This window comes from Porphyromonas sp. COT-108 OH2963 (assembly GCF_000768895.1).
Lineage (GTDB): Bacteria > Bacteroidota > Bacteroidia > Bacteroidales > Porphyromonadaceae > Porphyromonas_A > Porphyromonas_A canoris.
The window spans coordinates 30,617-55,995 of the sequence record NZ_JRAP01000021.1 but is presented as its reverse complement, the minus strand read 5'-3'; the positions used below and the strand labels follow the sequence as shown (position 1 = coordinate 55,995).

At 40.4% G+C, this 25,379-nt stretch carries 28 protein-coding genes; 9 read left to right on the top strand and 19 right to left on the bottom strand.

Annotated elements, in window-relative coordinates; genetic code table 11:
* Nucleotides 1–17 precede the first annotated feature (17 nt).
* From HQ39_RS09000 to HQ39_RS08960, 9 genes are all read left to right on the top strand, one after another.
* Complete coding sequence (locus HQ39_RS09000; RefSeq protein ID WP_081965429.1) at nucleotides 18–1,730, top strand: glutamine--tRNA ligase/YqeY domain fusion protein; 1,713 nt, start codon at nucleotides 18–20, stop codon at nucleotides 1,728–1,730.
* 24 nt (nucleotides 1,731–1,754) lie between these two features.
* Nucleotides 1,755–3,134, top strand: a complete 1,380-nt coding sequence (locus HQ39_RS08995; protein ID WP_052079582.1) for a peptidylprolyl isomerase — start codon at nucleotides 1,755–1,757, stop codon at nucleotides 3,132–3,134.
* Complete coding sequence (locus tag HQ39_RS08990) at nucleotides 3,119–4,789, top strand: OstA-like protein (RefSeq protein ID WP_052079581.1); 1,671 nt, start codon at nucleotides 3,119–3,121, stop codon at nucleotides 4,787–4,789. The genes HQ39_RS08995 and HQ39_RS08990 overlap by 16 nt, the downstream gene beginning before the upstream one ends.
* Before the next feature lie 2 nt (nucleotides 4,790–4,791).
* A complete protein-coding gene (locus HQ39_RS08985) occupies nucleotides 4,792–5,100 on the top strand; it encodes a hypothetical protein (RefSeq protein ID WP_052079580.1) in 309 nt (102 codons plus the stop codon).
* Nucleotides 5,101–5,109: 9 nt separating this feature from the next.
* Nucleotides 5,110–7,071, top strand: coding sequence for a DNA mismatch repair endonuclease MutL (mutL, locus tag HQ39_RS08980; protein WP_036865575.1), 1,962 nt, complete (start codon nucleotides 5,110–5,112; stop codon nucleotides 7,069–7,071).
* A gap of 252 nt (nucleotides 7,072–7,323) precedes the next feature.
* Nucleotides 7,324–7,935 (top strand): nitroreductase family protein, encoded by a 612-nt coding sequence (locus HQ39_RS08975; protein ID WP_036788566.1) that lies wholly within the window; start codon nucleotides 7,324–7,326, stop codon nucleotides 7,933–7,935.
* A 284-nt stretch (nucleotides 7,936–8,219) separates the two neighbouring features.
* The gene (locus HQ39_RS08970) at nucleotides 8,220–8,939 is read left to right on the top strand and encodes a pirin family protein (protein WP_036865573.1); all 720 of its coding nucleotides are present in this window, start codon (nucleotides 8,220–8,222) and stop codon (nucleotides 8,937–8,939) included.
* Nucleotides 8,940–8,997: 58 nt separating this feature from the next.
* Nucleotides 8,998–9,396, top strand: a complete 399-nt coding sequence (locus HQ39_RS08965; protein WP_200878524.1) for a DoxX family protein — start codon at nucleotides 8,998–9,000, stop codon at nucleotides 9,394–9,396.
* A 266-nt stretch (nucleotides 9,397–9,662) separates the two neighbouring features.
* Nucleotides 9,663–10,430, top strand: a complete 768-nt coding sequence (locus HQ39_RS08960; RefSeq protein ID WP_036865571.1) for a DNA alkylation repair protein — start codon at nucleotides 9,663–9,665, stop codon at nucleotides 10,428–10,430.
* A gap of 710 nt (nucleotides 10,431–11,140) precedes the next feature.
* On the opposite strand, the gene HQ39_RS08955 is transcribed toward HQ39_RS08960, so the two are convergent.
* The 19 genes from HQ39_RS08955 to HQ39_RS09705 all read right to left on the bottom strand — a co-directional run bounded on the left by HQ39_RS08955 (nucleotide 11,141) and on the right by HQ39_RS09705 (nucleotide 25,166).
* Entirely contained in the window at nucleotides 11,141–12,454 is a 1,314-nt protein-coding gene (locus HQ39_RS08955) for a nucleotide disphospho-sugar-binding domain-containing protein (RefSeq protein ID WP_036865569.1), read from the bottom strand.
* Between the two features lie 110 nt (nucleotides 12,455–12,564).
* Nucleotides 12,565–13,119: a GNAT family N-acetyltransferase gene (locus HQ39_RS08950; RefSeq protein ID WP_036865567.1), complete on the bottom strand. Its 555-nt coding sequence runs from the start codon at nucleotides 13,117–13,119 to the stop codon at nucleotides 12,565–12,567.
* 494 nt (nucleotides 13,120–13,613) lie between these two features.
* Nucleotides 13,614–14,099, bottom strand: a complete 486-nt coding sequence (locus tag HQ39_RS08945) for a GNAT family N-acetyltransferase (RefSeq protein ID WP_036865565.1) — start codon at nucleotides 14,097–14,099, stop codon at nucleotides 13,614–13,616.
* A gap of 163 nt (nucleotides 14,100–14,262) precedes the next feature.
* The gene (locus tag HQ39_RS08940; RefSeq protein WP_036865564.1) at nucleotides 14,263–15,729 is read right to left on the bottom strand and encodes an RNA-binding domain-containing protein; all 1,467 of its coding nucleotides are present in this window, start codon (nucleotides 15,727–15,729) and stop codon (nucleotides 14,263–14,265) included.
* 93 nt (nucleotides 15,730–15,822) lie between these two features.
* Nucleotides 15,823–16,791: a thymidylate synthase gene (locus HQ39_RS08935; RefSeq protein WP_036865563.1), complete on the bottom strand. Its 969-nt coding sequence runs from the start codon at nucleotides 16,789–16,791 to the stop codon at nucleotides 15,823–15,825.
* Nucleotides 16,764–17,762 (bottom strand): nucleotide kinase domain-containing protein, encoded by a 999-nt coding sequence (locus tag HQ39_RS08930; RefSeq protein ID WP_036865561.1) that lies wholly within the window; start codon nucleotides 17,760–17,762, stop codon nucleotides 16,764–16,766. Before HQ39_RS08930 ends, HQ39_RS08935 begins: the two co-directional genes overlap by 28 nt.
* On the bottom strand, nucleotides 17,746–18,396 hold the full coding sequence (locus HQ39_RS08925; protein ID WP_152565553.1) for a hypothetical protein: 651 nt from the start codon (nucleotides 18,394–18,396) through the stop codon (nucleotides 17,746–17,748). Before HQ39_RS08925 ends, HQ39_RS08930 begins: the two co-directional genes overlap by 17 nt.
* A 125-nt stretch (nucleotides 18,397–18,521) precedes the next feature.
* The gene (locus HQ39_RS08920; RefSeq protein ID WP_036865594.1) at nucleotides 18,522–18,992 is read right to left on the bottom strand and encodes a TIR domain-containing protein; all 471 of its coding nucleotides are present in this window, start codon (nucleotides 18,990–18,992) and stop codon (nucleotides 18,522–18,524) included.
* A gap of 10 nt (nucleotides 18,993–19,002) precedes the next feature.
* Nucleotides 19,003–19,668, bottom strand: a complete 666-nt coding sequence (locus tag HQ39_RS08915; RefSeq protein WP_036865560.1) for a TIR domain-containing protein — start codon at nucleotides 19,666–19,668, stop codon at nucleotides 19,003–19,005.
* 2 nt (nucleotides 19,669–19,670) lie between these two features.
* On the bottom strand, nucleotides 19,671–20,135 hold the full coding sequence (locus HQ39_RS08910; RefSeq protein ID WP_162832523.1) for a TIR domain-containing protein: 465 nt from the start codon (nucleotides 20,133–20,135) through the stop codon (nucleotides 19,671–19,673).
* A 3-nt stretch (nucleotides 20,136–20,138) separates the two neighbouring features.
* Nucleotides 20,139–20,735 carry a hypothetical protein gene (locus HQ39_RS08905; RefSeq protein ID WP_036865557.1) on the bottom strand — a complete coding sequence of 199 codons (597 nt, stop codon included), beginning with the start codon at nucleotides 20,733–20,735 and terminating at the stop codon, nucleotides 20,139–20,141.
* On the bottom strand, nucleotides 20,714–21,889 hold the full coding sequence (locus HQ39_RS08900) for a toll/interleukin-1 receptor domain-containing protein (protein WP_036865555.1): 1,176 nt from the start codon (nucleotides 21,887–21,889) through the stop codon (nucleotides 20,714–20,716). Before HQ39_RS08900 ends, HQ39_RS08905 begins: the two co-directional genes overlap by 22 nt.
* Before the next feature lies 1 nt (nucleotide 21,890).
* Nucleotides 21,891–22,094: a helix-turn-helix transcriptional regulator gene (locus HQ39_RS08895; RefSeq protein WP_036865553.1), complete on the bottom strand. Its 204-nt coding sequence runs from the start codon at nucleotides 22,092–22,094 to the stop codon at nucleotides 21,891–21,893.
* A gap of 120 nt (nucleotides 22,095–22,214) precedes the next feature.
* Complete coding sequence (locus HQ39_RS08890) at nucleotides 22,215–22,790, bottom strand: hypothetical protein (RefSeq protein ID WP_235317664.1); 576 nt, start codon at nucleotides 22,788–22,790, stop codon at nucleotides 22,215–22,217.
* Nucleotides 22,791–22,962: 172 nt separating this feature from the next.
* Nucleotides 22,963–23,316, bottom strand: a complete 354-nt coding sequence (locus tag HQ39_RS09720; protein ID WP_235317663.1) for a hypothetical protein — start codon at nucleotides 23,314–23,316, stop codon at nucleotides 22,963–22,965.
* Nucleotides 23,317–23,328: 12 nt separating this feature from the next.
* Entirely contained in the window at nucleotides 23,329–23,904 is a 576-nt protein-coding gene (locus HQ39_RS09715) for a relaxase/mobilization nuclease domain-containing protein (protein WP_235317662.1), read from the bottom strand.
* Nucleotides 23,894–24,256 carry a MobC family plasmid mobilization relaxosome protein gene (locus HQ39_RS08880; protein WP_036865550.1) on the bottom strand — a complete coding sequence of 121 codons (363 nt, stop codon included), beginning with the start codon at nucleotides 24,254–24,256 and terminating at the stop codon, nucleotides 23,894–23,896. The genes HQ39_RS09715 and HQ39_RS08880 overlap by 11 nt, the downstream gene beginning before the upstream one ends.
* A 128-nt stretch (nucleotides 24,257–24,384) precedes the next feature.
* Complete coding sequence (locus tag HQ39_RS09710) at nucleotides 24,385–24,690, bottom strand: toprim domain-containing protein (RefSeq protein WP_235317661.1); 306 nt, start codon at nucleotides 24,688–24,690, stop codon at nucleotides 24,385–24,387.
* A 17-nt stretch (nucleotides 24,691–24,707) separates the two neighbouring features.
* Complete coding sequence (locus HQ39_RS09705; RefSeq protein ID WP_235317660.1) at nucleotides 24,708–25,166, bottom strand: CHC2 zinc finger domain-containing protein; 459 nt, start codon at nucleotides 25,164–25,166, stop codon at nucleotides 24,708–24,710.
* Nucleotides 25,167–25,379: the final 213 nt, after the last annotated feature.

Here is a 25,379-nt window from a genome sequence, read left to right as displayed (position 1 = left end):
CCATAAAGAGATATAATATGAACACACATGACAGCGTAGCAGGAAACACCAAGATGGAAAGCGGAGAAGGAAAGTCGCTGAACTTCATCGAAGCCATAGTAGAAAAAGATATAAGGGAAGGACTACACGACGGTCGCATACAGACCCGATTTCCTCCGGAGCCCAATGGTTACCTTCATATCGGTCATGCCAAAGCGATCTGTATAGACTTCGGTATCGCTGAAAAGTATAATGGTATCTGCAATCTCAGATTCGATGACACCAATCCGATAAAGGAAGATGTGGAGTATGTGGATGCCATAAAAGAGGATATAGAGTGGCTTGGATTCAAATGGGGAGAAATCTTCTACGCATCGGACTACTTCCAACAGTTGTACGACTTCGCCGAAGATCTTATCAAAAAGGGGCACGCCTACGTCGAGGAGCAGTCTGCAGAGCAGATAGCCGCTCAAAAAGGCACTCCAACCACTCCGGGTATAAACAGCCCGTTCCGCGACAGACCCATAGAAGAGAGTTTGGATCTATTTAGAAGGATGAATAAAGGAGAGTTTCCGGAAGGTTCTCTGACACTGAGAGCAAAGATAGATATGGCGCATTCCAATATGCACTTTAGGGATCCGATCATCTATCGCATCATCAATGTTCCTCATCATCGTACGGGTACGGCTTGGAAGGTTTATCCTATGTACGACTTTGCTCATGGGCAGTGCGACTATTTTGAAGGTGTTACTCACTCGATATGTACGCTGGAGTTTGTTGTGCACAGACCACTTTACGACTACTTCATAGACCTGCTCATGAAGAGCGATTATCGCCCTCGTCAGTATGAGTTCAACCGTCTCAACCTCACATATACGATGATGAGTAAGCGCAAGCTGCTTCAACTCGTACAGGAGAAAGCCGTTAAGGGATGGGACGATCCTCGTATGCCGACCATCACGGGGCTTAGAAGAAGAGGATATACACCCGAATCCATCCGAAACTTTATAGACAGAATCGGATACACCAAATACGAAGGGGTGGTAGATGTAGGACTGTTGGAATATGCGGTAAGAGAGGATCTGAACAAGCATGCTACTCGTGTAAGTGTTGTGTTGAACCCTGTTAAGCTGATCATCGCCAACTATCCGGAAGATAAGAAAGAGGAGATGGTTGCCATAGATAATCCGGAAGATCCAAACTCCACAACCCATACGATAACTTTTGCACGCGAGTTATACATAGAGCAGGAAGACTTTATGGAAAATGCACCGAAGAAGTATTTCCGTATGACTCCGGGGCAAGATGTGCGTCTTAAGAACGGATACATCGTTACCTGTACCGGCTGCAAGAAGGACGAAACAGGCAAGGTGGTCGAGGTATATGCGGAGTATGACCCAAGCAGCAGGAGTGGATCGGATACTTCAAACCGAAAAGTGAAGGGGACATTGCACTGGGTTGCCGTCGATGATTGTATTGACGTCGAAGTGCGTCTGTATGACAGACTCTTTACGGTAGAGAATCCGTCGGATCCTAAGATTGAAGATTTCAGAGATTATCTCAATCCGGACTCGTTGAAGATCATCACCAATGCCAAAGCGGAAAAGTATTTGGCGGATGCTCAACCCCTGCAACACTTCCAGTTCCAACGCATTGGATACTTCAATGTAGACCCGGACAGCACACCGGATAAAAAGGTCTTTAACCGCACCGTATCGCTAAAAGATACTTGGAGCAAAAAGATAAACTAATAGAAAATCCCATACTAAGAGATAATGAAAACACTGAAATGGATAATGTGGAGCCTCGGTGTCTCTATGCTTTTTTCACTGCAACTCCATGCTCAAAAGAGAACAATAATAGATGAAATAGCTTGGGTGGTGGGAGATGAGACAATCCTGCTATCCGATATAGAGAATCAGCTCATATACCTAAAGCAGAGCGGATCGAAAGTGGATGGCGACCCGATGTGCTTTATCCCTGAACAGATGGCGATACAGAAGCTGTTCTTGAGACAGGCAAAGATAGACAGTATCTCCCCGAACGAGTCGATGGTAATTCAGGCAGCCGAACGCTGGATCAGCCAAAAGATCAACGAAGTGGGGGGAAGAGAAAGACTCGAAGAACTTTTAGGCAGAACCATCTCCCAGATACGTGAAGAGCGTCGCAAGGCACTACGGGAAGAGTCTGTGGTGCAACAGGTACAACAGACCATTATGGGCAATATAAAGGTGTCTCCGTCCGAGGTTAATCGTTTCTATGAAAAGGTAAACAAAGACTCCCTTCCCTTTATGCCGGAAACGGTAGAGGTACAGATCGTAACCATCAAACCCAAAGTGTCCGTAGAGGAGATAGATAAAATCAAAGCAAAACTTCGGTTGTACGCAGCGGAAGTCAATGCCGGCAAGAGAGACTTTTCACTATTGGCCCGACTCTATTCCCAGGATAAAGGCTCGGCTCTAAAGGGCGGAGAGCTTGGGTTCTATGGTAAAGCGGAGTTGGAACCGGAGTTTGCAAATGTTGCTTTCTCCATGGATCCCCAAAAGGTTTCCCGCATAGTACAGACGAGATATGGCTATCACATCATGCAGTTTATCGAGAAGAAAGGCGATCTTGTGAACGTACGGCACATCATGCTTCGCCCTTCACCTTCCGAAGAAGCAGTTACCGCTGCAACAGCCAGACTCGACTCCATCGCTCACAAAATAGCCGTAGACTCCCTTTCTTTCGCAGATGCCGCAAGGTATCTATCTTATGACGAAGATACGCGAAACAATAGCGGCGTCATGGTAAACAATAAAGCATCCGGCTCCGGACACCTTCAAGGTACAGCCCAATTCCAAATGGAAGATCTTCCACAAGAGATCGGTCCTATTGTCAGCAAGATGAAAGAGGGAGAAGTATCACAGCCATTTACCATGGAAGACAAGGATGGCAATACGGTTGTGGCTATTGTGAAGCTGCGCAAACGCAATCCGGGACACAGAGCAAACGTGTCTCAAGACTTCCAGATCATCAAAGACTTTGTCTTGCGAGAGAAACAACAGCAAGCTCTGAACAAGTGGATCCAAGAGAAGCAAGCAGAGACATACATTAAGATAAATCCTAAGTGGCGTCACTGTAAATTCATCTACCCGGGATGGATAAAAGAGTAAGACAGGTCGTTTTTTGCTGTATAACCGCTTTCTTTATCATAGGTGTGGGTGGTGCGACATTGCGTTCATCCTCCGCTCTCTTGCCCTATTATCAAAACCCTCCGACCCAACAAAAAAAGAATCAGGAGGTAGAGAAGATAGAGGCGGAAGCCAGACGATTGTGGTACGATAGGGATATCAATCCGGATGCTAAGATATTCACGGGAGATGTCAACTTCTATCACAAAGGAGCGGTAATGAAGTGCGACAGTGCATTGTTGTACGAACAGCGCAACGCCATAGAGTCTTTCGGAAATGTTCATATCATTCAAGGAGACTCTCTGCACATTACCTGCGACTATCTCGACTACGATGGCATCAGCCTGATAGCTCGTTTGCGTGGCAATGTGATCATGCGACACGGAGAGAATACCCTCTTTACCGACAGTCTGGACTACGACAGAAACATCGGTTTGGGCTACTACTTCGAGGGCGGAACCATAGTGGACTCGCTGAACACACTCACTTCCCAGTACGGAGAGTACTATACGGACAACAAGACAGCCATATTCAAGTTTGATGTGAGGCTGGAAAACCCCAACTTCACACTCTATTCCGACAAGCTCTTTTACAATACGGAGACTAAGGTTGCAGATATTAAAAGCCCCTCTCGCATCGTAGGAGACAGCGGATATATCCTCACATCCAAAGGAGTATACGACACTCAAAGAGACATCGCTTACCTTTTGGACAAGAGCAAACTCTATTCAGGCTCTCGCACTGCTACGGGAGACTCTATGGTGTATAGCCGTAGCGAATCTCTGGCAAAGCTCTTCGGGAACGTAGAGCTGAAAGATACAGCCGAAAACGTATCGCTTCACGGAGAGTATGCGGAGTACCATGAAAAAGAGGGCAAAGGCTTGGCAAGAGACAACGCTTACGTGATGGACTTCTCCTCCAAAGACACGCTTTGGGCGCACGCATTGGAGATGCAGCTGATACGAGACACCATCAACGGAGACATTGTAAAGGGCTTGGAGAATGTTCGGATATATCGAAAGGATGTTCAAGCCGTGTCCGACACTCTCCTTTACCGCTCCAAAGACTCCGTTTTGAACCTTCTGGGCAAGCCCATTATATGGAGCGACAGTTCACAAATATCGGGAGACACCATTCGTCTGTTCATGAAAGACGGCAACCCGTACAAGGCACAGATCTCGAACAATGCGTTGGTCTCCATGGAGCTGACCGAGGATCTCTTCTATAACCAAATGGTTGGAAACGAAATCCTTGCCTATTTTAATGACAACAAGATGGACTCTGTCCGAACCAGTGGAAACGCTGAAACCATCTACTATACCGTAGAAGGAGACTCTGTTGTCTCCTCTCAGGTTCGCGTTCAGAGCGCATCCATACTGATGCTGTTCCAGAAAGAGGAGTTGGAGTCTATCTCTTTCCTTGAAAAGACAAAAGGCATCGTCAATCCTATTTTCCTTGTAGAAAGTAAAAATTACAACTTCCCAAACTTCTTCTGGTTTGCTACCGGACGTCCGCTCTTTCCGAAAGATATTTTCCGGACAACCCCAAACAGAGGCAAGAAAGAAGATAAAGAGAAGAAAGAAGAAAGCTCCGGAACAGAGTCTCTCAATATTACTAACAGAGAAGAAGAATCTTAACCATGAAATCTTTTTTTAATCCTCAAAAGCCTAAAAGCTTCAGATACTCCTACATCTATACAGATGTCAGGAAGCAGGAGCTGGAAAAGCGCGTAAGACGCATCCAGAGAGAGCTGAACGGAGACGAGGCCTCTCTTTCTGCGGAAGACTATAAAGATCTCATCGAAGGCTCTATCTCCAAACAGTCCAAGCATCTCCAACGCAGTAAAGACAAGGGACAGAGCAAGGAGAGCCGTGCAAAGTCCAACTGGTGGATGCTTCTTCTTCTCGTGGTGCTTGCTGTGCTCTTTTACGTCCTATATTACAGATAAACCTGCTGTATGAAGAATGTCATCAATCTTCTTCCTGATAATATTGCCAATCAAATAGCAGCCGGAGAGGTCATACAACGACCCGCATCCGTCATAAAGGAATTGGTCGAAAACAGTATAGATGCAGGAGCCACAGAGATAGAGATAGAAGTCTTGGATGCCGGGCGCACCCTTCTCCGCGTTATAGACAACGGGAAAGGGATGTCTCCCATAGATGCCCGAATGGCTTTCGAGAGACACGCCACCAGCAAGATAAAGACAGCCGATGACCTCTTCCGCCTTTGTACTATGGGCTTTCGGGGAGAGGCATTGCCCTCGATAGCAGCCGTGGCAGAGGTGGAGCTTATCACCCGCCAACACGATGAAGATACCGGTGTGCGCATAGAGCTCAAAGGAGGTCGGGTTATCTCCAACGAGATAGCCACTTGTCCCCCCGGATCCATCTTCTCGGTAAAGAACATCTTTCACGAGATACCGGCTCGCCGCAAGTTTCTAAAGACCAACGACACCGAGTTCAGGCGCATACAGACCGAAATATACCGTATTGCCGCAGTCTGCCCACAGATCAGATTTCGCCTCTTGCATCAGGAAAAGGTTATCTTCGACTACCATCCGGGCGAACTTAAAAAGCGTCTCCTCGACCTCTTCGGGCACAGACTGGAGAACAAAATACTCAAGATAGAAGCCGAGACTCCTCTTGTCCGCATCTGCGGATTCACAAGCGCACCATCCGAATGCCGTAAAAGAGGAGCGCAGCAATACTTCTTTGTAAATGACCGATTCATGAAGCACTCCTACTTTCATCGGATGCTCATGAATGCTTATGAGGGAATGATTCCATCGGGAGATATGCCAGACTACTTTATCTACCTCTATGTCGATCCCTCCTCAATAGACGTAAATATCCACCCGACTAAGACCGAAATAAAGTTCGAGAACGAAACCTATATCGGGCAGATACTCAATACCGTCCTTCGAGAGACGCTCATGAAAGGAGCAGTGGCGCATGCCATAGACTTCACTCAAGACAAGATAGACATTCCGAACTATAAATCTCTTTCCGATAACGAGTTGGTAGAACCCAACATCGGAGGAGAAAACACGGACTATATCCCTTCATTCGACCCGGACGACTATAAAGATTTCGGAGGTTTCGAGTTGGAAAAGGATGTGGAATGGGAAGCCTTCTACAAAGACTTTGAAAAAGATTCCGGCATAACGACATCATCCCCCGGCGGCATCAGAGTAAAGAGGCGCACTTCCTCCCTCTCCTCTTCCGTATCACAAGAGCCGGAGACAGCTGCTTCCGTATTCACGTCTCGCTCTTCATCCCTAAAGCCGGACGACACAACACATACAGACTCGCTCCTGACCCCTGCTCCCCAAGAGAGAGAAAGCCTGTCGGATGAGCCGGAGAGAGAGTCTCTCATCATCCTTCGCCAGCGATATATCATCACTATGGATGAGGATAGTCTTTCTATTATAGATGCTCATCAGGCGGCAAGAGCTATTTCGCACCACAAATATATGGCACGTCTTCTTGCCTCTAAGCCGGTATCTCAACCGCTGATGTTCCCTGAACTTCTCACGCTCAACACTCAAGAGGCACATCTTTTACACAGATACATGGATGAATTGAGTGAAGTAGGCTACGACCTTACCGATATGGGAGGGAACACATTCAGCTTGGTAGCCATTCCGGAAGGAATGCCGACAGATCCCGATCTTCTTGTCCAGATACTGTATGAAAGTAAGCACTTGGAAAAGAAATCAAAAGAGATTGTCCTCGAACAGATTGTTGCTTCGATGGTAAAAGCTTTACACAAAAGAGTTACACCTATTCTGCGAAAACAGGAAGCACAAAAACTTCTCTACTCCCTACGTAAACTGTCAGAAACCAGAGTTACTTTTGATGGACATACAATCTTTTCTAAAATAACGGCAGAAGAAATACAAAAAAGATTTGGATAAGCAACTCCCTACGAGGATAAATTTATCCGTTCATATCTGCGCCATTAAATCTATTTTTTTTGTATCTTTGCAACGTGAAGTCCGTATTTCCATTACAAAACATATAAAATAGTTCTTCTAAATAACAATAAATATTCCAACAAAGGTTCTACACAAAATATCTGTTTTGTTTTTAGTTATTGTTGCGGACAAACTAAATCAAATTTTTGATTTATAAAAAGACATAGCACCTTAGTTGGTTTTTTTGAATATATGACTACAAAAATAGAAACTCTTAAAGATGCCCTTTCGCATCGCCATTCTCATTATGCTATCCGTCCGGAATGGGTAGCTCCACGCGAAGCCGTCGAAGACCTTCTCGGTCATGTTCTACAAAACATACCTTCAGCTTTCAACTCTCAACCTGTTCGTATGGTACTTCTTACGGGAGAAGCGCATACCGCTCACTGGGAACTTATAGAAAAGGCATTGATAGGGTTTATGGGGCAAGAGAAGTACGAAGCTAATACAGCACCTAAAGTACGTCAAGCTTTTGCAAGCGGTGTCGGCACTATTCTTTTCTTTGATGTACCTTCTGTCACAGAAGGCCTTCAAGCATCTTTCCCCGCATACGCTGCAAACTTTCCTCTTTGGGCTCAACAGACTCAGGGCTCTCACCAATACGCCGTATGGATGGGTCTGGATGTACTTGGCTTTGGAGTAAATCTTCAGCACTACATCGGTATGATAGACGATGAAATCAAGACCCTTGCAGGTGTAGACCCTTCATGGGTACTCACAGCACAGATGCCTTTCGGAGCGCCGGTTGAAGAGGTGAGTGCAAAAGAAAAACTCTCTCTTGCAGAGACACTTATAGTGAAGTAAAACAGAAGATAGAAGATTCGTTTTATCTACTATTCTACACTCGGGTAAGATAAAATCACCCGATTCAGATGGCACTATATGTAAAAAGCGAGATAATGCTCACTTTACATATAGTGCTTTCGTTTCACTTGGGAAATTACTTAAGTTACATGGCTTCATAGTGTGTTGTTCCCAGAAGAAGAGATATAAAACAATCCTCACACTCTTCAGAACATCTCTACGGATAGATTGTCGATAACCAATTTATAAAAAGCTATACACAATCCACATAAGATTTAATTAACATGAAAAATTTTGTAATTCACAAATCAGAAACACGTGGTAAAGCTAACTTCGGATGGTTAGAATCCTATCACACTTTTAGCTTTGGCAACTACTACAATCCCGAACGCATACACTTCGGTGCACTTAGAGTAATCAATGATGATACCGTTGCAGCAGGAATGGGCTTTGGTAAACATCCGCACGACAATATGGAGATTATCAGCATTCCTTTGGAGGGAGATCTTGAACACAAAGATACTCTTGGCAATATTGCTGTGATCAAGCAGGGAGATATTCAAGTCATGAGTGCCGGGACAGGTATTCAGCACAGTGAATATAATAGGAACAAAGATCGTCTGACCAAATTTTTACAGATTTGGATCTTCCCAAACAAAAAAAATGTTGCTCCTCGCTACGATCAAAAAAGCTTGGATATAAACAGCATGATCAACCGATTCCACCAAATCCTCTCCCCCGATCCGAATGATGAAGGGGTATGGATACACCAAAATGCATGGTTCCATATGGGAAAGTTTGACCACGGCACAACATCCGAATACAAGATAAAGCACAAAGGCAACGGCGTCTATGCCTTTATCATAAAAGGTAAAGCCACTATTTCGGGCCACTCGCTCTCAACAAGAGACGGTCTCGGAATTTGGGATATAGACACTCTCTCCGTGACGTCCGATGCTTCGGGCACCGAAATACTTCTTATGGAAGTACCTATGACTGCCTGATCAGAGCAATACAGAAAACAGACACAAAATAAGACAACATCAAACACACAATATCATTATGGATAGAAACAAAGATTTAGGCATTTTGATCCTCCGACTCTCGATCGGGGTGATGATGCTGTTGCATGGCATCGCCAAACTACAAGGAGGCATGGGCCCCGTACAAGGGATGCTTGAAGCAAAAAGCCTACCTGCATTTATCGCCTATGGTGTATATATAGGAGAGATTCTGGCACCTCTTCTGCTGATACTTGGAGCAAGGACACGCTTAGCGGCACTCCTGTTCGTATTTAATTGTATTGCCATTATCTGGTTAGGAGGGCACCCCGTTTTTTCTCTCAATCAGTACGGAGGATGGGGGGCAGAACTACCCGGACTCTTCTTATTCGGGGCTCTTGCTCTATTCTTTACAGGCGGAGGGAAATATGCCGTCTCTACAAAAAATAAGTGGGACTGATACTACCATAACACAAGAGCGAAACATTACTGTTTCGCTCTTCTATTTATCTCCAAGTTATCTCCAAGCTCCGATTCTACTCTCTTTTTCTCGGCACGCGTTTGCGCTCTTGCTCTCTCTTCGAATATTCCCATGCTTTCCTTCCGTCATTCCTCTTTTGCAGCTTCCATGCCGCAACAACATCCGAAATCGGACCTCTTCTTATCAATTACTTCACCACCCAAAGTCTCAGCCCACTCAAATCCGATAAACGAACAGACAACAACATGGCAAAGAAACTAAAGGAGTATTATAATCAGGAGTATTGCCTCTTTCTTGGACATAAAATAGCATCGGTATATCCTCCGTTTGATACCGGCAAGTTTATCAACTTGGTATCGCAACGGCTGGAGTTCTTAGAGTTCAACGACAGACAAATCCTCATTGCCACTGCGCTCAAAGCATGCCTGCCTGAGAGCTACGAACAGACACTAAGTATCTTCATCCGGATTCTCGGACCGGAAGTCGAAGGGAGCTTAGGTATGTTCAGCGAGGGGTGGTGGCTTTGGCCCGTGGGCAAGTTCGTAGAGCTATACGGAGACACTCACTTCGAGCCGAGCACGGCATTCAGCAAAGAGCTGACCAAAAGATTCACAGGCGAATACTGTATGCGTCCGATCCTCATTCGATTTCCCGAAAAGACCATGCGGCTGATGTTGGAGTGGAGCAAAGACGAGCATCAAAGAGTACGTCGATTGGCAAGCGAATGCCTCCGCATATACCTCCCATGGTCAAAGAAAACAGATGTCGCGCTACGGCACTTTGATCTCTACCGGAGGATTCTCTCTAACCTGAGGAACGATCCGGACAAAACCATCCAAAAGAGCGTTGCCAACAATCTGAACGATCTTTACAAAGCCGATCCTCTAAAGTTTGAGCAGATCATTACCGACTGGGAAAGCCCGGACATGACAAAGGAGTGCGCATGGATCATCAAGCATGCCTCTCGCACCAAGAACAAAGATGCCATGCGCTCTTCGTGCGAAGAAAAATAAACAGATAATAGCCGAAAAACCGGAGCCAAGATTAGAAAAGCCTTCAACAGATACCTTTTGCAGACACCCCACAAAGATCAACATGGCAGGAAAGGCTAAGCAAAGTACACATCCATAAGGCTCCGCAAAAAACGTCATACATAAATCGTTTCTCACGCTCTCTTGTTCACAAGAGAATAATCACTGACAGATCCACAAAACACCCCTCTCTTCATCTGAAACAGTGTGAAGAATTTATAGTCTGACCATATTTCAAATTTCCAAAGAACCTGTTCACTTCCTTCGGTGAATACGTTTAACAAGAGAAATCAAAGCTCGGTTGGTAAAAATCAAGTCATAATTTCCAGAATCCAAACTTTGATTTTCAGCAACCAAGACTCACTTCATATTTCTAAACACCTTTCACCTATCTTTCTAACACGTTCAAATGATTTTCTAAACAGCTACAATCCGACTATTCATTTATCTTAAAATTATAGGGAATCAAATATAGAAATAAAAACAGCCAATTATCGGATTCGTATAACTTCCGATAATTGGCTACTGAGATTAGTAGCAACGAGTAGGAATACTACTTATTTAATAATTCCTCCTTGAAGTAAAAACAAAAAAAACATTCTGATTTATAACAGATTGCAATAGCATGGAGTAAATATGACTACTGAAATCAATTATAAACAATCAGAATATTATTACCGGTTGTTTGGGTATTACTTTCTGACAACTTCTATTGATTCCCAAATTGATTCTCCAATGATTTTTTTTGCATTGGTTTCATTGTATTGTCTGCACAGCATTTCTGCACTTTGTTTATATTCGGGGTAATGCTCCAAAACCTCTTGAATTTTTTTCTCAAGAGTTTTGCAGTTCCACTTTCTCATAGGTATCCGAATAGCAGAACCAAACGCCTCTAAATGCTCCAAATTGATTTTCTGTTCAGGTTGCGTAGCGACTCCTATCAAAGGAATTGCGCTCGTTATTGCTGTTTGCAGCGTTCCTTGTCCTCCATGGCATATTACTAAATCAACTCTTTTACTAATAGCTTTTGCCGGAACAAATTTATCGGTTACATAAACATTTTTATTGTTAAGCAGTCGTTGAGACTCTTCCAATGGACAAACAGAAGGAGGAGAAAGAATAATACCACCACACTTCATGCCCCAAGGAGAGTTGAACATCTTTACTATTTCTAATAACTCCTCCTTGCTTCCTGATGTTCCAAGAGTGCAAAAGAACTTTTTGCGTGTATTTGTATCATCAAGAATTTTGAGAATTTCTTTGTCTTTTATTTCTTCTTGCTTTTCCTGAGCATACACCGGTCCTGTAAAGATTACCGTACTGTCGTATTGCTCTGTATGGTAAAAGACTGCCAAATCATTGACCAATAAAAGATCAGACTTAAGCATCTCAAATATGTTGATTAAAGGAGATCCATCCCATCCGGATTTTTCAGCAGCCTTTCTGATTAAGGAATGCTTTAATGCCGGATTCCTCTTTTTAAATGAATGGGGAATACAGCTCATTACCCACTTCTGAAACTTAGCTGGGAATCGAGAAAAGAATAATTCATCAGGAAAGGTGAGGCTCTCATTTAGAAAAGTTTCCGTTAACGGCAGTGGCAGGAAAGCAATGCTTTTTACACTTGGAATAGCCAAACGCTTTGAGATGCTCCCTATCGGCCAAAATCCATAAATGAGTAAATCGGGGTTGATTTCTTTATATGCTTTAATCTCCCCCTGCAATATATCATAAGCTAATGATTCGTTTCCGATCAGCTCTCCGAATTTAGTTTCGAAATCATCTTGATAGCGAATACCTTCCAATCGAGGAGTAGCCCGATAGAGCTCAAATCCTGCTTCAATAACTTTATCTTCGTATAGGCTTCCTCTTGTGAGGAATACAATCCTGAGATTACAATTCTCTGGTTTATATTCATCTATAATCTTCGCTATCTCAAGGGCTCTTGTTGCATCCCCTCCGTTTTGAAAGATCGTAGCTATAGCTATGGTTATGTTATTTTTCATATCGATTTTGGTTGAAAATTAAAAGTTAACACTTAACCCTATCCTGAATTCTTCTCGATATAATACTGTCATAAACAGGTTTAAGTCCACAAAAGCATCACCGAACATATTTATCTGTTTCTGGTTTTTCTCCAATTGTCTAATGTGAGTTTCGTGAAATGTTCTGTGCGAAATTCATTCAATAATGGAACTGCTTTGTCGTGCTCTGTGTGGCTGTAAGTAAATCCACATTTCTCTTGTACACGCCTTGATTTTTCATTTCCGTCAAAATAACCGCACCAAACGACAGTCTGCTTTAAGTCATCAAAAGCATATCGAAGTAACTCATTTATAGCTTCGGGTATCAAACCCTGTCCCCAAAATGGCTCTCCAAGCCAGAAGCCTATTTCGCACTCGGTATCTGCCATTTTTGCAGAGTGAATTTCACTTCTTGCCGTCATTAACCCAACGCTACCGACTGCTTCTCCTGTCGCTTTCAATACAACAGCATAAGTTTCAGGAGTCGAAAGAACGCTCTTAATAATCTCACGACTATTCTCTATGCTCGTATGTGGGGGCCAACCGGCTATTGGACCAACATTAGGGTTTTGCGCATACTTGTAAAGATCTTCGGCATCGCTCTCTTGCCATGGTCTCAAAATTAAACGTTCTGTTTGTAATTCCATATTCTTACTAAATCAAGATTTCACTTTATTATCATCTTGTCATATCATCTCTCGCCTATCACTAATGTAGGATAATGCACTAACACAAAGATATGAAATGGAATAATGTGTTAGATAGAAAAAAGCAAGATAAAAATCAGAGATTTTATCTTCATTACCTATTCTATCTCGCCTCTTTCCTTTATTTGGCTTCTACTCAATGATATAACCTTATTAGAACTATAAAAGTATAACCGACCAAACGATAAAAGTACTATACCTTCCTCTAGTTAGGCATAAGGGATGAGGTAAAAAGAAAAATCGCAGCAAGCTAAACACTTGCTGCGATTTTTCTATTTATGTTGGAATCTAATGCTTATTTGACTTCTTCAAAACAAATCTATACTGATTTACAGCAGATTGCAATCACATGGTACAAATATGATTTCTGAAATCGATTACAAACAATCGGTTATGGTTATATTGTAGACAATGTAGTAGTGTTTCTGATTTATCTACTCTCTGAGCTTCTTTACCATTACATAGTCGTCTTGATTCTCTTTGACGACATAAAATCCACTGCGTACATACAGTTTAGTAGCAAAATTTGTTTTTTGTACAGATAGAGAACATTGGTGATAACCAGCCAGAAAGAGATGATCAAGTAATGTCTTCCAAAGTTTTGTACCGATGCCTTGTCCTCTAAAGTTTTGATGTAGCGAGATGGAAAGAGAGGGCGTTTGATCATCAATATGTCCATAGTCCATCATGATACGTGCCCATGCTGCTCCGATTATGATTCCATCCACTTCAGCTACTACTGCTAGATCTGAAGCTTTACTCCCAAAGTCTTCAATGTACATATATAGCTCTGGTAGATAAATAATGTCATACGGAGGAGGCTCTACTCCTTCAGGTATGAAAATGGCTTCATACAAAAAGTCCTCCAACATGCAATACTCATGAGGGAACATTCTTCGAAAAACTGCATTATTTGACATTTGCTATAGTATATATGTTTAAACCTATGATAAGTGTTTAACCACAACAAAGGTATATAAAACACCATTTTGTAGCTGTACTGATTCTCGGAAGGAGTGCTCCTGTGAGCACGACAAGCAACAAAAGACTGCTCAATATTATGTACAACACATTCTTCACGTTCTATTTGATTATTATCCACTTTCCAGCCTTTGTAGAGCCTTCGTGCTTGATGACACCTTGCTTAGTCATTTTCTCAATGTAATACTTTATTTTACCCGTTGAACATCCGAGTATCATTTCCATTTCTCTCCGTGTAATCTCTGGATTTTCTTGGATTATGCCTAATAGTTCTTCTTGGATGTTTCTTGGATGTTTCTTGGATGTTTCTTGGGCTTTTCTTGGGCCTTTCTTGGGCTTTTCTTGGGCAGTTTCTCCTCCAAAGCCCTCTTCAAAATACTTTTGAGAAACGTTCTCAACTACTCGAAAAGCTGTAATCAATGAAAAATCAAAATAGGCTTGCCCGTTACCGTTTTCTTCCAACTCCTTCTGAACTCGGTAGACTCCACGGCTGAATCGGTTTACATACCCCAAGACTTTCATTGCTTCGGCAATAAAGGGATTCCGATAATCACTCACATTGGGGAAATTATCGGGACTAACCTTGCCATATAATCCGCCAGGGTTTTGAATCTCGATACGGTCGTCATACTCATAAAACTGAATAGGTGCATTCCCTTCGTAATCCCTATGCATAATGGCATTCATCAACAACTCTCGAGTAGCCCAATATGGGTACTTGGAAACTGTTTCTTCCCGAAGTACACTTACGGGAATGGGACGCTTTTGTGAGATACTTGTCTCGACAAAAGCATCAATCTTAGGCAATACCCTACAAAGATTTCCGCTAAACTTATGTTCATTGAGAATATCACCCGCACGATCCTTACCCTTGAAGCGTACATATTGAATATACGCCCCATGTACGTGTCGCTCAGGATTCTTTCCAAACAGGACAATAGCCCCATTAGTCGGACAATTATAACGCAAATCATATAAGCCAAGGGAGGCGAGTTGATTCGTAATATCTCGTTTGTCCTCAGCGAGAATATCCTCTGCCACAGCCTTGGGCAAAAACTCCTTACGAATGAGAGATACATCCAAGTCGTCAATGCTCGTTCCAAGACAAGGCATTGCGTCAAAGGTACGAACATTCGAAAGTCGCCTTTCTGTGAGTATCTTTTCTTCTGCCTCTGTTGCAGTGCTCTTCCGAGGGCCGACACGCACCCAAACACGACCACGATAACGTACAGGCGGAAATTCTGAGGGCTGGACTTCTGCCACCAATACATCCCCTTCATCAAAATGGAACTTCTCTACTGTCATGGTGGGCTGAGGGAGAATGTTGCCATCCGTCCGAATATTGGCAATCTGCAATAAGAGTTTGTCATCGACCTTCAGACCAGATAATTCTCCATTGTCCTTGGCTCCAATAATGAGATAGCCACTCTTCCCTCTACCCGAAATATCATTTGAGAAAGCACATATAGCCTGACAAAACTTATCCATATTGCCAGTCGATTCTGTCCTCTCGATATTGTAGCTCTCAGTGTCTGAAAGCATTTGTAGAAGGTTTTTCCTTGTAATCATATGTCTACTTTGAATTATTTACATAAAGAATCAATTATAATGGGTCAGAGTCAAGAATTATATTCAGCAAGAAAGGGAGTATTTAAAGTCTAATTAGACTTTAAATCTTTTCATATTGTAGTCATACAATACTCGATACCAATGTTGAAAGAAAGAGTCTTGCATTTCTCCTTCTTTGTAATTATGTCTGTCTTGCCTCATCTTTTCCTCCTCTTTTGATAGCTTTGCTACTAATTCATCAAACTCGTGTAAAGAATGGAATGTTTTTTTTAATGGCTCTCCTACATCTTCCACTGCCTCTATAGAAGCTATACGTCGAACCAATTCATCAAACTTTTCATAATAGTGCATATTGTTGGCAATATGAATATATTCCCCAATTTCTAAACCAAGAATACTTGAAAAATATTCTAACATAAAGGTGTAGTTAAAAATATTTACTGCACTTGCCCCATAAATTAAATCATTTGATCTCATACTGACAATGAGATCAAGTTTGTCACTACTTGCCTGCTTGACAAACTGTAAAGTACGCGTACATGGAAGATCCTTCGTAGTTTTGAGTTTTCGCTCACTGTCAAAACAATCCTTCATAGGATCTCCCAAGTCTATAATCGCTCGGCGAGTATTAAGGTCTTCTTTAAAACAATCCACAATGTACCTAAACTGGTCTGTTTCTTTCTCAGATTCATTGGATATTACTCTATGATCATAATCTTCTGAGCTACCATTAAAATGTCGAATCCTTGGGCCATAGCCTCCTCTCATGGTTTCCTGGTTGTCAGAATAGTTTCCCATTCTATTCAGATAGTGGTTTATAAAGTAAATATCATTTCTTCCTGATGCAATCCACAAGGATTCTGCATACGGTAAGACTTTTAACCATTTACGCTCAGGTATAGTTATATGGCGGGCACAAGGATTTTTTATTTTGAACATATATGGTCCATTCAACTCAAAGCATTTGTGCCCTCGGGTATCTCTTGCTTGAGCTTCTTTTAGTAGAAGTTTACAACTACCTACTAAAAAAGAGTTTATTCCATCAAATTCTTTTGTGTACATTCTTGATTTATTTCTACACCCCATTTTTCAGGGAATCTAAAGAGAATTCTAGTTCTTGATGCATTATACTTCTGTTTAATGCGGATATTGCCAACCTGTAGGGTAGGCACTTTCTCTCGCAAATATTTGTCGGTCTCGCAAAAACAATTTTGCAGGTCCAGTAGTGTTGGCTCATGACCTGGAAGAGGACGAAAATCTGTATACCCATATCTTGCTCTTAGTACATCTATGTTGTCGTGTACATAATGGATCGCATCTTCAAAACTATCCCCATACGAGACAAAACACTTTTTTATCCCTCTTATAGCACCTATACCAGCCTTTACAAAAGAATTCTCACTATAGTTTAAATATGGAGAATAATTGAAATCAATAGCAAATTGATATGCTAAAAAATCACCTAAAAATGAACACTTGCGCAAAGTCCGATATACACCTTCTAAAGAATTTACATTAAGAATACTTTCAACAACTTCATTGCCTAAAAACTCCTCTTTAACCATTGACAACCACTTTTCATGCTTGGATGGCAAGTAATTATATTTTTTATGAGTGCCAGTCATCATGTAAGCATTATTGAAAATAGGAAAACACCTTCTTCGTTCTGAAAGAAGGTTGCTTATTTCTGTTACGTCAAAATGATTTATTCTTATGTTTCCATACACTTGTTCTACATATTCCCACGTTTCGATTTTGTTAAAGATCTTGTATACTAAAATGCGTAACAACATATCCTGTGGGGTATAGTCTTCTATATCTTTACTTATTACATCACGAATAAGATATTGACTGACTCTATCACAAGCTCTATACACATTGGTAAATCTATACTTTTTGAGGATGGGGTCTTCTGTCAATGGTTCATGTCCCTCATATTTTCGCCAAAAAATACTCATGCGTTCCTGCATGAAATAAAAATAATATCGAAGAATATCATCATTGGGTATTATTTGTTTATGATTGACCATCATACCTTGTAAAGTTTTTAAATAAATTAGGGGTGTCGATTAGTCCCATTTCATAATTATTATGCAGGTATGACCATAGTGCTATACATTGCATTTCATCTGGACAGTGATGCCCAATCCCTCTATGGATACACTTCTCATACTCTTCAGGCACATTAAACATTGATTTTCCAAAGTAAAAAAACTCTTCCGCTATCAATACATTATCAGTCATTCCAGTATCCCTTCTTAAATTATACATATTGGTAGAACCGTCTTCATTTGAATGATGAGAGTCTTCCTGCATCCATATTTCATCTTCGTGATGGTAAATATTATCACCGTACAACTTTTTATAGCTTCCATTCATTATAGATTTCTTGCAGGCATAGTTTGGATCCTGCCAATATTCATCAAAAGTGATAATTTTTGAAGTTTTCGCCATATATATGAGTTTATTACCTGATGCTTTATCTGAATTACCTATTATGTAATCTCCGACCCGTACATACTTGCGAATTTTAGGTTTGCATGTAGCTAGTGTCAAAAATCCATAGAAAGGATTGGGTGCAAACCCAAAATCTCGTTTGACTATGTAACTAAAACCTCGTGCCATATTTTGCAAATATGAGTTTTGTGTATTTTTTTTAATTTTCACTCATACTCAAACAGTTTTTCCTTCAATATATGACTGTGTAATCTTTCCCCACAAAGCAACTATATATCCTGTTTTTTCAGTATAAAGTATAGACTTCCCAAATAAATAAATCAAAAGTTGAATATTTAACACGTACTTCGCCCCATAGAAATAAAAGGGCGGACAGATCCATCTGCCTTTTCAAAATACGATTCTCCACTAATTGCAGAAGAGATTTTATCTTTTCGCCATCCAACAATAGCATCTGCAAACTCTTCTAGGGCATCAGGAACATCTGCATCAGTTGCACCATGGCAATATACACCAATAATGCGTTTACCCATCTTTCCTGCCTGTCTTATTTCCCAATCAACCCATTCACTATTATGAGTGTTTTCTCCAATCAGACAAATAAAAGTACCAGCCCAAGAAATAAGAGGTTTAAGCAGAGATTTAATATAGTCTGGATTTTTTGCTCGATTGAATTTTTCTGATGTAACAGAGCTGTTTTTCATTTCATAATGTTCTCCCATTAGGCTTTTTAGGGCCTTAATCTGTCGTTCATCTTCATGATAATGACTCACGAAGATATTTATTCTATCTAGTTTTTTTGCCATACTCATTATCCTATTTAATAGATTTAACTATTTCAAATTCATCTTTTCTATCTCTAAGTTCAATTGTTTTATCTATATATGTTGAAGGATTCCTTACGAAATCTTCCCATTTTACAGATTGGATATAGGAACAATCTCCAGAATAAACCCAACTTCCCTCACAAATTCTTCTATTAGGCTTTTTTACATTAAACATATTTTCTCTTAATATCTGAAATAGAAATGGGGTATTTAAACTTCTGCAATTGCAAATAGTATCTTGCGTTATGTAATATTCATAACTGCCATTCTCATCTGGTAAGACGACTGCTATTACACCGTTGGTTTTACTTCTACCATAATCTCTAGTTTGCTCTTTTAGTGAGTAAGAAATCTCCCATGGTATCCATTGGTCTCTTTCTGGTTTGCTTTCTTTCATACCTTTTGATACTAACACTATGGTTACACTACTATCAAAAATTTTATCGGCTAATTTAGACCCAATTGTACTATCTTGAAAATCGGCTAAGCTCTCTCCATCATCTTCTCCTTTATAGATATGATTTTCCTTTTCAAGAATTCCTGTTAGTTTATCTACATAATGGCGTGCTGTTGTTGTTTCTCCCCAAGGGGTATCACTTAATCTACAAACTTTTTTATCTGAATATTTATAGGATACAAAAACTTTTCTTTTCATGACTATTTATACAGTTTTCTTACTTCGATAGCTTTTTCTACTAGATTAGTGATATTGTTTTTAATATCATTGTATGCATATTTACTTGAGCTGTATTCCGTTTCAAAAGTAGGCATATAACTTGGCAAAGGGTTTTTACCTTTAAGAGATTGCTCTCCATAAGATTTTTCGAGTCTATCAATATAAATTCCACAAACAGCTTTCCCTAATTCCCAAGCTCGCTCAATTTCATACTTTACCCACTTTCTTTCGCTTGTTTTCTCTTCTATTAAAACGATTAAACAAGACTTGTCTTTTAGATTGTCATCGATCCATCTTTTGATAGAGGATTCACTTTGTTTGATTTCCTCCCATTTGTTTCCACTAACGGGTTGATTCCCTTCTACCACTCCCATATTACGAACTTGTCCAGCTCGCCAGTTATCATTATCAAAATGGAAACTATAAAAAACTTTTCTACTCATAATAAATTATATTTCATTAATTAAATACTTCTGAAATAGGGACATATAGGCGTAGTCTTTTACTAATCGCTCATTCTTGTCTGTAAATCGCTCATCATATATTTTTTTTGCAGCGGCACCTGTGCTTGCTATGGGTAAAGCCAACGCTTTTGGGTGCTTTTTTACAAACATTTCATATTCCTCTTCTACACCTTCCATTCCTCCAATGAAAATTCCAGCAGAAAATTCAGATTCATCAAGCATTTTATGCCTCATATATAATAGAGATTTTTCTCTGTCATTATCAACGACATCAGTAAATACTATATTTTCAAATTTATTATTGTCTTCTGGGAAGTATTTTTCAAAAAATCTTGATTGATATAAGGTTATATGCTCTTGAATATTCAAATTCAGCCTCTCCATTACATAATATATTAGTGGGGTAATAGAAGGATGACCTCCCCAAATTAACCTATGATGGGGGAGTACTACTGTCGTTAATGCTATTACAGCATCTCGTATTGCTATAATATCTGCCGTGCCTATATATTTCTCATCTCTTTCTGGCAAAGGAATACTCGCCGAAAGGAAAATATTTTTCATTTTTTCTGTTGTAGCCATTTTTCAAAATCTTGTTTTTTTAGTGTATGTATGTCTTTTTTGAAGTTGTCATTTAGCCAATCTAAATGCTTTAACCATTTATCTCTAATTCTTAAATCATCGTAAATCAATCTAATACAAGTGTTATTAGGGATTTTTTCAAACTCATGTCGAATTTCTGCTGATTGACAATCAGTAGATTGTGGTATTCCAATAGTAGGTATATAGATTATCTTTTTGCCTGATAGTTCTTCTGTCAAAAATCTTTCGGGTTGAACTGTAATGCTTCTACCACATTGCTTGGCTATACTCATAAATTCGGTTATTAAATTATCTTGCCTAGATGCTAGATTCCTGGCTCGTACAGACTCAACAAATTGTACTATTTCCTCAACCTTATCATTTTTTAGTTTTGATTTATCCTTATCATCATAGATTGTATCGACGAAATCAGTGCTTTCTAAATTTAAGGGGAAACTTAGATGGGAAATAGCATTAATCTTATGCTTAGGCCAAACTAATTGAACAATTCCTATTTGTTTTGAACCTGCTTCTGCGAGTTCTTCCTTACACCAATAACTTTCCAAAAATCCAGGGGTATTTAGTAATAGTATAACATCGCAATCGGTCATTCTGTGCCACAACTCCTCTTGGAAAAGTTCACCTTTTTCGATAGAATGTGTATCTAAAAAGACATCGAAGTGATGGGATTCTAGAGCTTCATACATTTGTATAGCTACAGAAGTTGATTCTGATCTTTTATAACTGATGAATACTTTTCTTGTGCTTCTCAAGAGTTCAAATGCTTGTAAAACAACATTAGCAATACGACTTCGCTGGTTATCATCATATTTAATTCCATTTTGTTTTTTGAGTTCTTCGGGTATCTCCTTTGAGAAATCATTGAAAAATACAGGAAGAATCATTGTTCCATCTTTAATAAGCTTTTCAACTATAGCCAAATCTTCGAAAGGCCCATTATCATTTCCAAGGTATATACAGAATGCGGGTTGATTTCCCACATACTCATCTTTCCAATTATTTCTGTCTATTATATTTATGATATCTTGTGGTAACTTTAAATCAATGATTCCAGATATAATTTGGCCCTTGATTCCTTTGATAATAGGATTCTCTATTGAACCTAATAAGATTAATTGATACTTGTATTTCATGCTACTTTTTCATTTTGATTAGTACTTCTATCTCCACTCCCAATATCTCTGCAATCTGGAAGAGAGTTTCGAGGCTTGGTTGACGGCGGTTGCAGACATAGGCATTGACAATACTGAAACTCTTGCCGAGTTTTTCGGCAAGCCATGTTTGCTTAATACCTTTCTCCTCAAGCACTTCTTTGATTCGATTCATGGGTTTATCCATCTCTTTCAATATTCTCTGTTTGATAGCGCAAAGATATGAAATGAAATAGCATAGAAAAAGGGAATGAAGATTTATTTTCTCATTCCTTTAAATCTTTTAATGGGTATAGAAGAGAAGCATTTATTTCCGTTGTTTTATGGATTCTGCTTGCTTATGAAGTTCATTTGCCTGCGATGTGTTCAGACGGGCTCGTTCTGTCTTTTCTGCCTGTTCTTTGACCAATCGTTCGTAAGTTTCCACTTGTTCTCGGATAAGTGCAATCTGCTCTTCGTTTCTCTCATAGGTAAAGAGCGTTTCCAAATCCATTAGCTTTTCCTGATTGGCTTCTCCATACATTTTGATGTGGCGATACTTCAAGTCATTATCTGACAGTTGACTGTTTTGTCGCATCTGCCAGAAGTTTCCAAGCAGTGAAAACAAAATAGCAAGCCCCATACAGCAAAGAGTGATAACCGTTTTACTATTCTTAAAGTCAAGACTAAGAATATGTTCTTTGCGGATGACAGTACGACTCTCTTTGCCCATCTCATCAATTTTCGCCTCGATGGCTTGTAGAGTCTCTCTTTTCTCTGCATTCCATCCATCCAGCTTCTCAAAGGCTACTTCCAGTCCTGCCACTACACTCTTGGTAAGTATTTCTTCCAAAACTCTGATTTGTTCGGGAGAAAACACCTCTTGCTTTGAAAGTGTATTCATCTTCCCAAAAAGTTCTTCGATTTTACTCAAATCGATTGTTTGTTGTTCAGATCTTCCCTTTAAGGAGGAAGCCATTTCCGTAAGACTTTGCTTCAATTCCTCAAATAGACCATATACGGCCGAGGTATCCATTCTATCTGTATTCATATACTTTTTCTTTTGTGATTAAACATTAGTGCAGTACCCTGCGTATTCTGATTTTACTTTTAGCTGCCAACTTTCGGGCTTTCAGAGCCTGAATGTATTCGGCAAGCGTTGCATCATAATGAGGACTATTAAAGAGAGAAAAAATGTTGAGTTGCCCGATAAGAGAATCAAGAGCATCCATCACACCTCCAGTTTCCGATGTTTTGAACTCTTGTTTTTCTGCCACTTGCAGTGCTTGATAGGCATTATCTTTAATCTGCCTGTCAATCTTTGAGAAGCTACATTCTCTATCTACATGGGAGCCTGAAATCCGATTACCATCTTTCTCAAAAATGATGCCCTGAATCTTATACGTATTGCCATTTATCTCGAATTCCAAGCCTATACCTGATTACTTTAGGGTTGCTTGCAACTGTCTCCACGTCAAACTTTGAGGAATAGATTTTTTGAGAGCATCGTAAATCTCATATTTGGTTTTGTCGTTCCCTTTCAGCCGTTCACGCTTGACATTCTCTTTTCCAGAAGCAATATATAGTCCGTATTTCTTAGTCAGTTCCATGCAGACCTTTGTGCTACGTAGTTTTTCATTTTGATCTGAAATTCTTCGACCATCGTTATCAATACGATTGATTACCATGTGTATGTGTGGATGGTCTGTATCGTGATGACGAGCAATAAGATACTGCGTGTTGGAGTAGCCCATTTTCTGTAAATATTCCTGTGCCACCTTGACCATAAAAGCATCCGTTAAACGCCCTTTATCTTGAGCTGAGAAATCTAAAGAAATATGGGCTACAGGTTTCGTAATCTTGGGATTAAGTTTACTTTGAGTAATAAAGCTTCGGATTATAGCTTCTCTATCTTTCAGACGAATGCCTTCCGCCTGCAAGAGCTGAGCACGCTCTTTCTCCAAAACATAGTTTATCACCCCTCGAAATCCTCTCCCCTGAACAATCTTAGCAATCATCTTCGATTCGTTTTATGATATTGTCCAATCTCTCAGTCATCACAAGGTTGTCTTGATAGACTCGTGCGTATCCCATAGCATTGGCTTTGTGGGCAATCTGATTGACATTATTGGCCATACCACTTAGCTGGCGAAGGTGATTCATCAATTCTGGAGATAGTCTCTGCCTGACTATACTCGTAGCAATACAACGACGGATGTATTCACTTCGAGTAATCCCTGCAAGCCGCGCTTTAGCTTTCAGAGAGTAGAACTCCTCGGTTGCCATTTTCAGTGTAACCTTATATTTCTTCTTTTCTACCGGTCGTTTGGGTGGGCGATCGTTCGTATTACGATTTTCTATTGTCTTCATTACTGCATTTGTTTTTTGATTTATGAATAGACCAACGGGATGAGTCAATCCTCGAAGAGCAAGGTTTTGGTCTGACCAAAACACAAACTTGCTCCTCTAATAAGCAAAGGGCTTGACTCCATACCCATTCATCGTTTGAGTCCCCGACTTCTCTTTCTCGGAGGAGAAATGAGTTCTTGATTTTTTCGACAGAGAAAATCATACAAGTCTTTATGTCCCTCATAAAGAATAGGGCAATCATTAACGGGAAGATTCATTCTCCGAAGCACTTCAAGTGTCTTCTTTCCTGCTGCATCGTTATCGAGATAAGCGTTAACAACGGCATATTTCGAGAGCAAAGGATGAGCTTCCTGGAGATTGTTTACAGAGTTCAATACAACTGCAGATTCAGTATTTCTTTCAGGATAAAGAGTACAAAAACTCAAGTAATCCATAAATCCTTCAAAGAGATTTACAGTGTCCGTATTTCGATCAAAGGAGGAGAAACAGGAAGGAGGAAAACAACCTTTGAAATAGAGATTACGAATGGCATAACCTCCCAAGTCGTTGGGCATTCCGATAGCGTAGAGACGGCTTCGATTATTTTCATCTCTTCGCGCCTCTCTACCTGTCGTTCAAAGTCGTTCTGCGTAAGAGGGCCAATCTCTACACGGTTTTCTAACAGTCCAATTGCTTGAGACAGTGTGCAGCCATGTAGTTTCATTACCAAATCAATTATGCTGCCACCTTCTCCGCTTCCAAAGTCATACCAGAGGTTTGCTCTATAATCAACCTTGAAACTTGGACTACTCTCTTCTCGAAAAAGGTCTCTATACATTCCATAAGTCGTATACTCCTTCACGGGGTAATGGCCTTTATTTGCCAAATAATCTTTCAGAGATAAGGATTTTATATGTTCAATATTCATCATGTTTTTCTAAGTTTTGGAGATTTTCCTTACTACATGAATATGGATGGATAACTCTTTCACAGTGAAAAGAAAAAGAGTCGTAACCTATTTTTTCGTAGTAGTATCATCGGTGAGAGTAGTAACTCTGTTGTAAGACAGATTATAAAACCATACTACAGGCTCAATCTTTTTTCTTTCACTGGATTAGTATCTCTTGTAGTAAGTAGTACAATA

Coding starts and splice junctions, on each gene's coding strand:
- HQ39_RS09000 (WP_081965429.1), top strand. CDS start 18: ATGAACACACATGACAGCGTAGCAGGAAACACCAAGATGGAAAGCGGA.
- HQ39_RS08995 (WP_052079582.1), top strand. CDS start 1,755: ATGAAAACACTGAAATGGATAATGTGGAGCCTCGGTGTCTCTATGCTT.
- HQ39_RS08990 (WP_052079581.1), top strand. CDS start 3,119: ATGGATAAAAGAGTAAGACAGGTCGTTTTTTGCTGTATAACCGCTTTC.
- HQ39_RS08985 (WP_052079580.1), top strand. CDS start 4,792: ATGAAATCTTTTTTTAATCCTCAAAAGCCTAAAAGCTTCAGATACTCC.
- mutL (WP_036865575.1), top strand. CDS start 5,110: ATGAAGAATGTCATCAATCTTCTTCCTGATAATATTGCCAATCAAATA.
- HQ39_RS08975 (WP_036788566.1), top strand. CDS start 7,324: ATGACTACAAAAATAGAAACTCTTAAAGATGCCCTTTCGCATCGCCAT.
- HQ39_RS08970 (WP_036865573.1), top strand. CDS start 8,220: ATGAAAAATTTTGTAATTCACAAATCAGAAACACGTGGTAAAGCTAAC.
- HQ39_RS08965 (WP_200878524.1), top strand. CDS start 8,998: ATGGATAGAAACAAAGATTTAGGCATTTTGATCCTCCGACTCTCGATC.
- HQ39_RS08960 (WP_036865571.1), top strand. CDS start 9,663: ATGGCAAAGAAACTAAAGGAGTATTATAATCAGGAGTATTGCCTCTTT.
- HQ39_RS08955 (WP_036865569.1), bottom strand. CDS start 12,454: ATGAAAAATAACATAACCATAGCTATAGCTACGATCTTTCAAAACGGA.
- HQ39_RS08950 (WP_036865567.1), bottom strand. CDS start 13,119: ATGGAATTACAAACAGAACGTTTAATTTTGAGACCATGGCAAGAGAGC.
- HQ39_RS08945 (WP_036865565.1), bottom strand. CDS start 14,099: ATGTCAAATAATGCAGTTTTTCGAAGAATGTTCCCTCATGAGTATTGC.
- HQ39_RS08940 (WP_036865564.1), bottom strand. CDS start 15,729: ATGATTACAAGGAAAAACCTTCTACAAATGCTTTCAGACACTGAGAGC.
- HQ39_RS08935 (WP_036865563.1), bottom strand. CDS start 16,791: ATGTACACAAAAGAATTTGATGGAATAAACTCTTTTTTAGTAGGTAGT.
- HQ39_RS08930 (WP_036865561.1), bottom strand. CDS start 17,762: ATGATGGTCAATCATAAACAAATAATACCCAATGATGATATTCTTCGA.
- HQ39_RS08920 (WP_036865594.1), bottom strand. CDS start 18,992: ATGGCAAAAAAACTAGATAGAATAAATATCTTCGTGAGTCATTATCAT.
- HQ39_RS08915 (WP_036865560.1), bottom strand. CDS start 19,668: ATGAAAAGAAAAGTTTTTGTATCCTATAAATATTCAGATAAAAAAGTT.
- HQ39_RS08905 (WP_036865557.1), bottom strand. CDS start 20,735: ATGGCTACAACAGAAAAAATGAAAAATATTTTCCTTTCGGCGAGTATT.
- HQ39_RS08900 (WP_036865555.1), bottom strand. CDS start 21,889: ATGAAATACAAGTATCAATTAATCTTATTAGGTTCAATAGAGAATCCT.
- HQ39_RS08895 (WP_036865553.1), bottom strand. CDS start 22,094: ATGGATAAACCCATGAATCGAATCAAAGAAGTGCTTGAGGAGAAAGGT.
- HQ39_RS08890 (WP_235317664.1), bottom strand. CDS start 22,790: ATGAATACACTTTCAAAGCAAGAGGTGTTTTCTCCCGAACAAATCAGA.
- HQ39_RS09715 (WP_235317662.1), bottom strand. CDS start 23,904: ATGATTGCTAAGATTGTTCAGGGGAGAGGATTTCGAGGGGTGATAAAC.
- HQ39_RS08880 (WP_036865550.1), bottom strand. CDS start 24,256: ATGAAGACAATAGAAAATCGTAATACGAACGATCGCCCACCCAAACGA.
- HQ39_RS09710 (WP_235317661.1), bottom strand. CDS start 24,690: ATGGATTACTTGAGTTTTTGTACTCTTTATCCTGAAAGAAATACTGAA.
- HQ39_RS09705 (WP_235317660.1), bottom strand. CDS start 25,166: ATGATGAATATTGAACATATAAAATCCTTATCTCTGAAAGATTATTTG.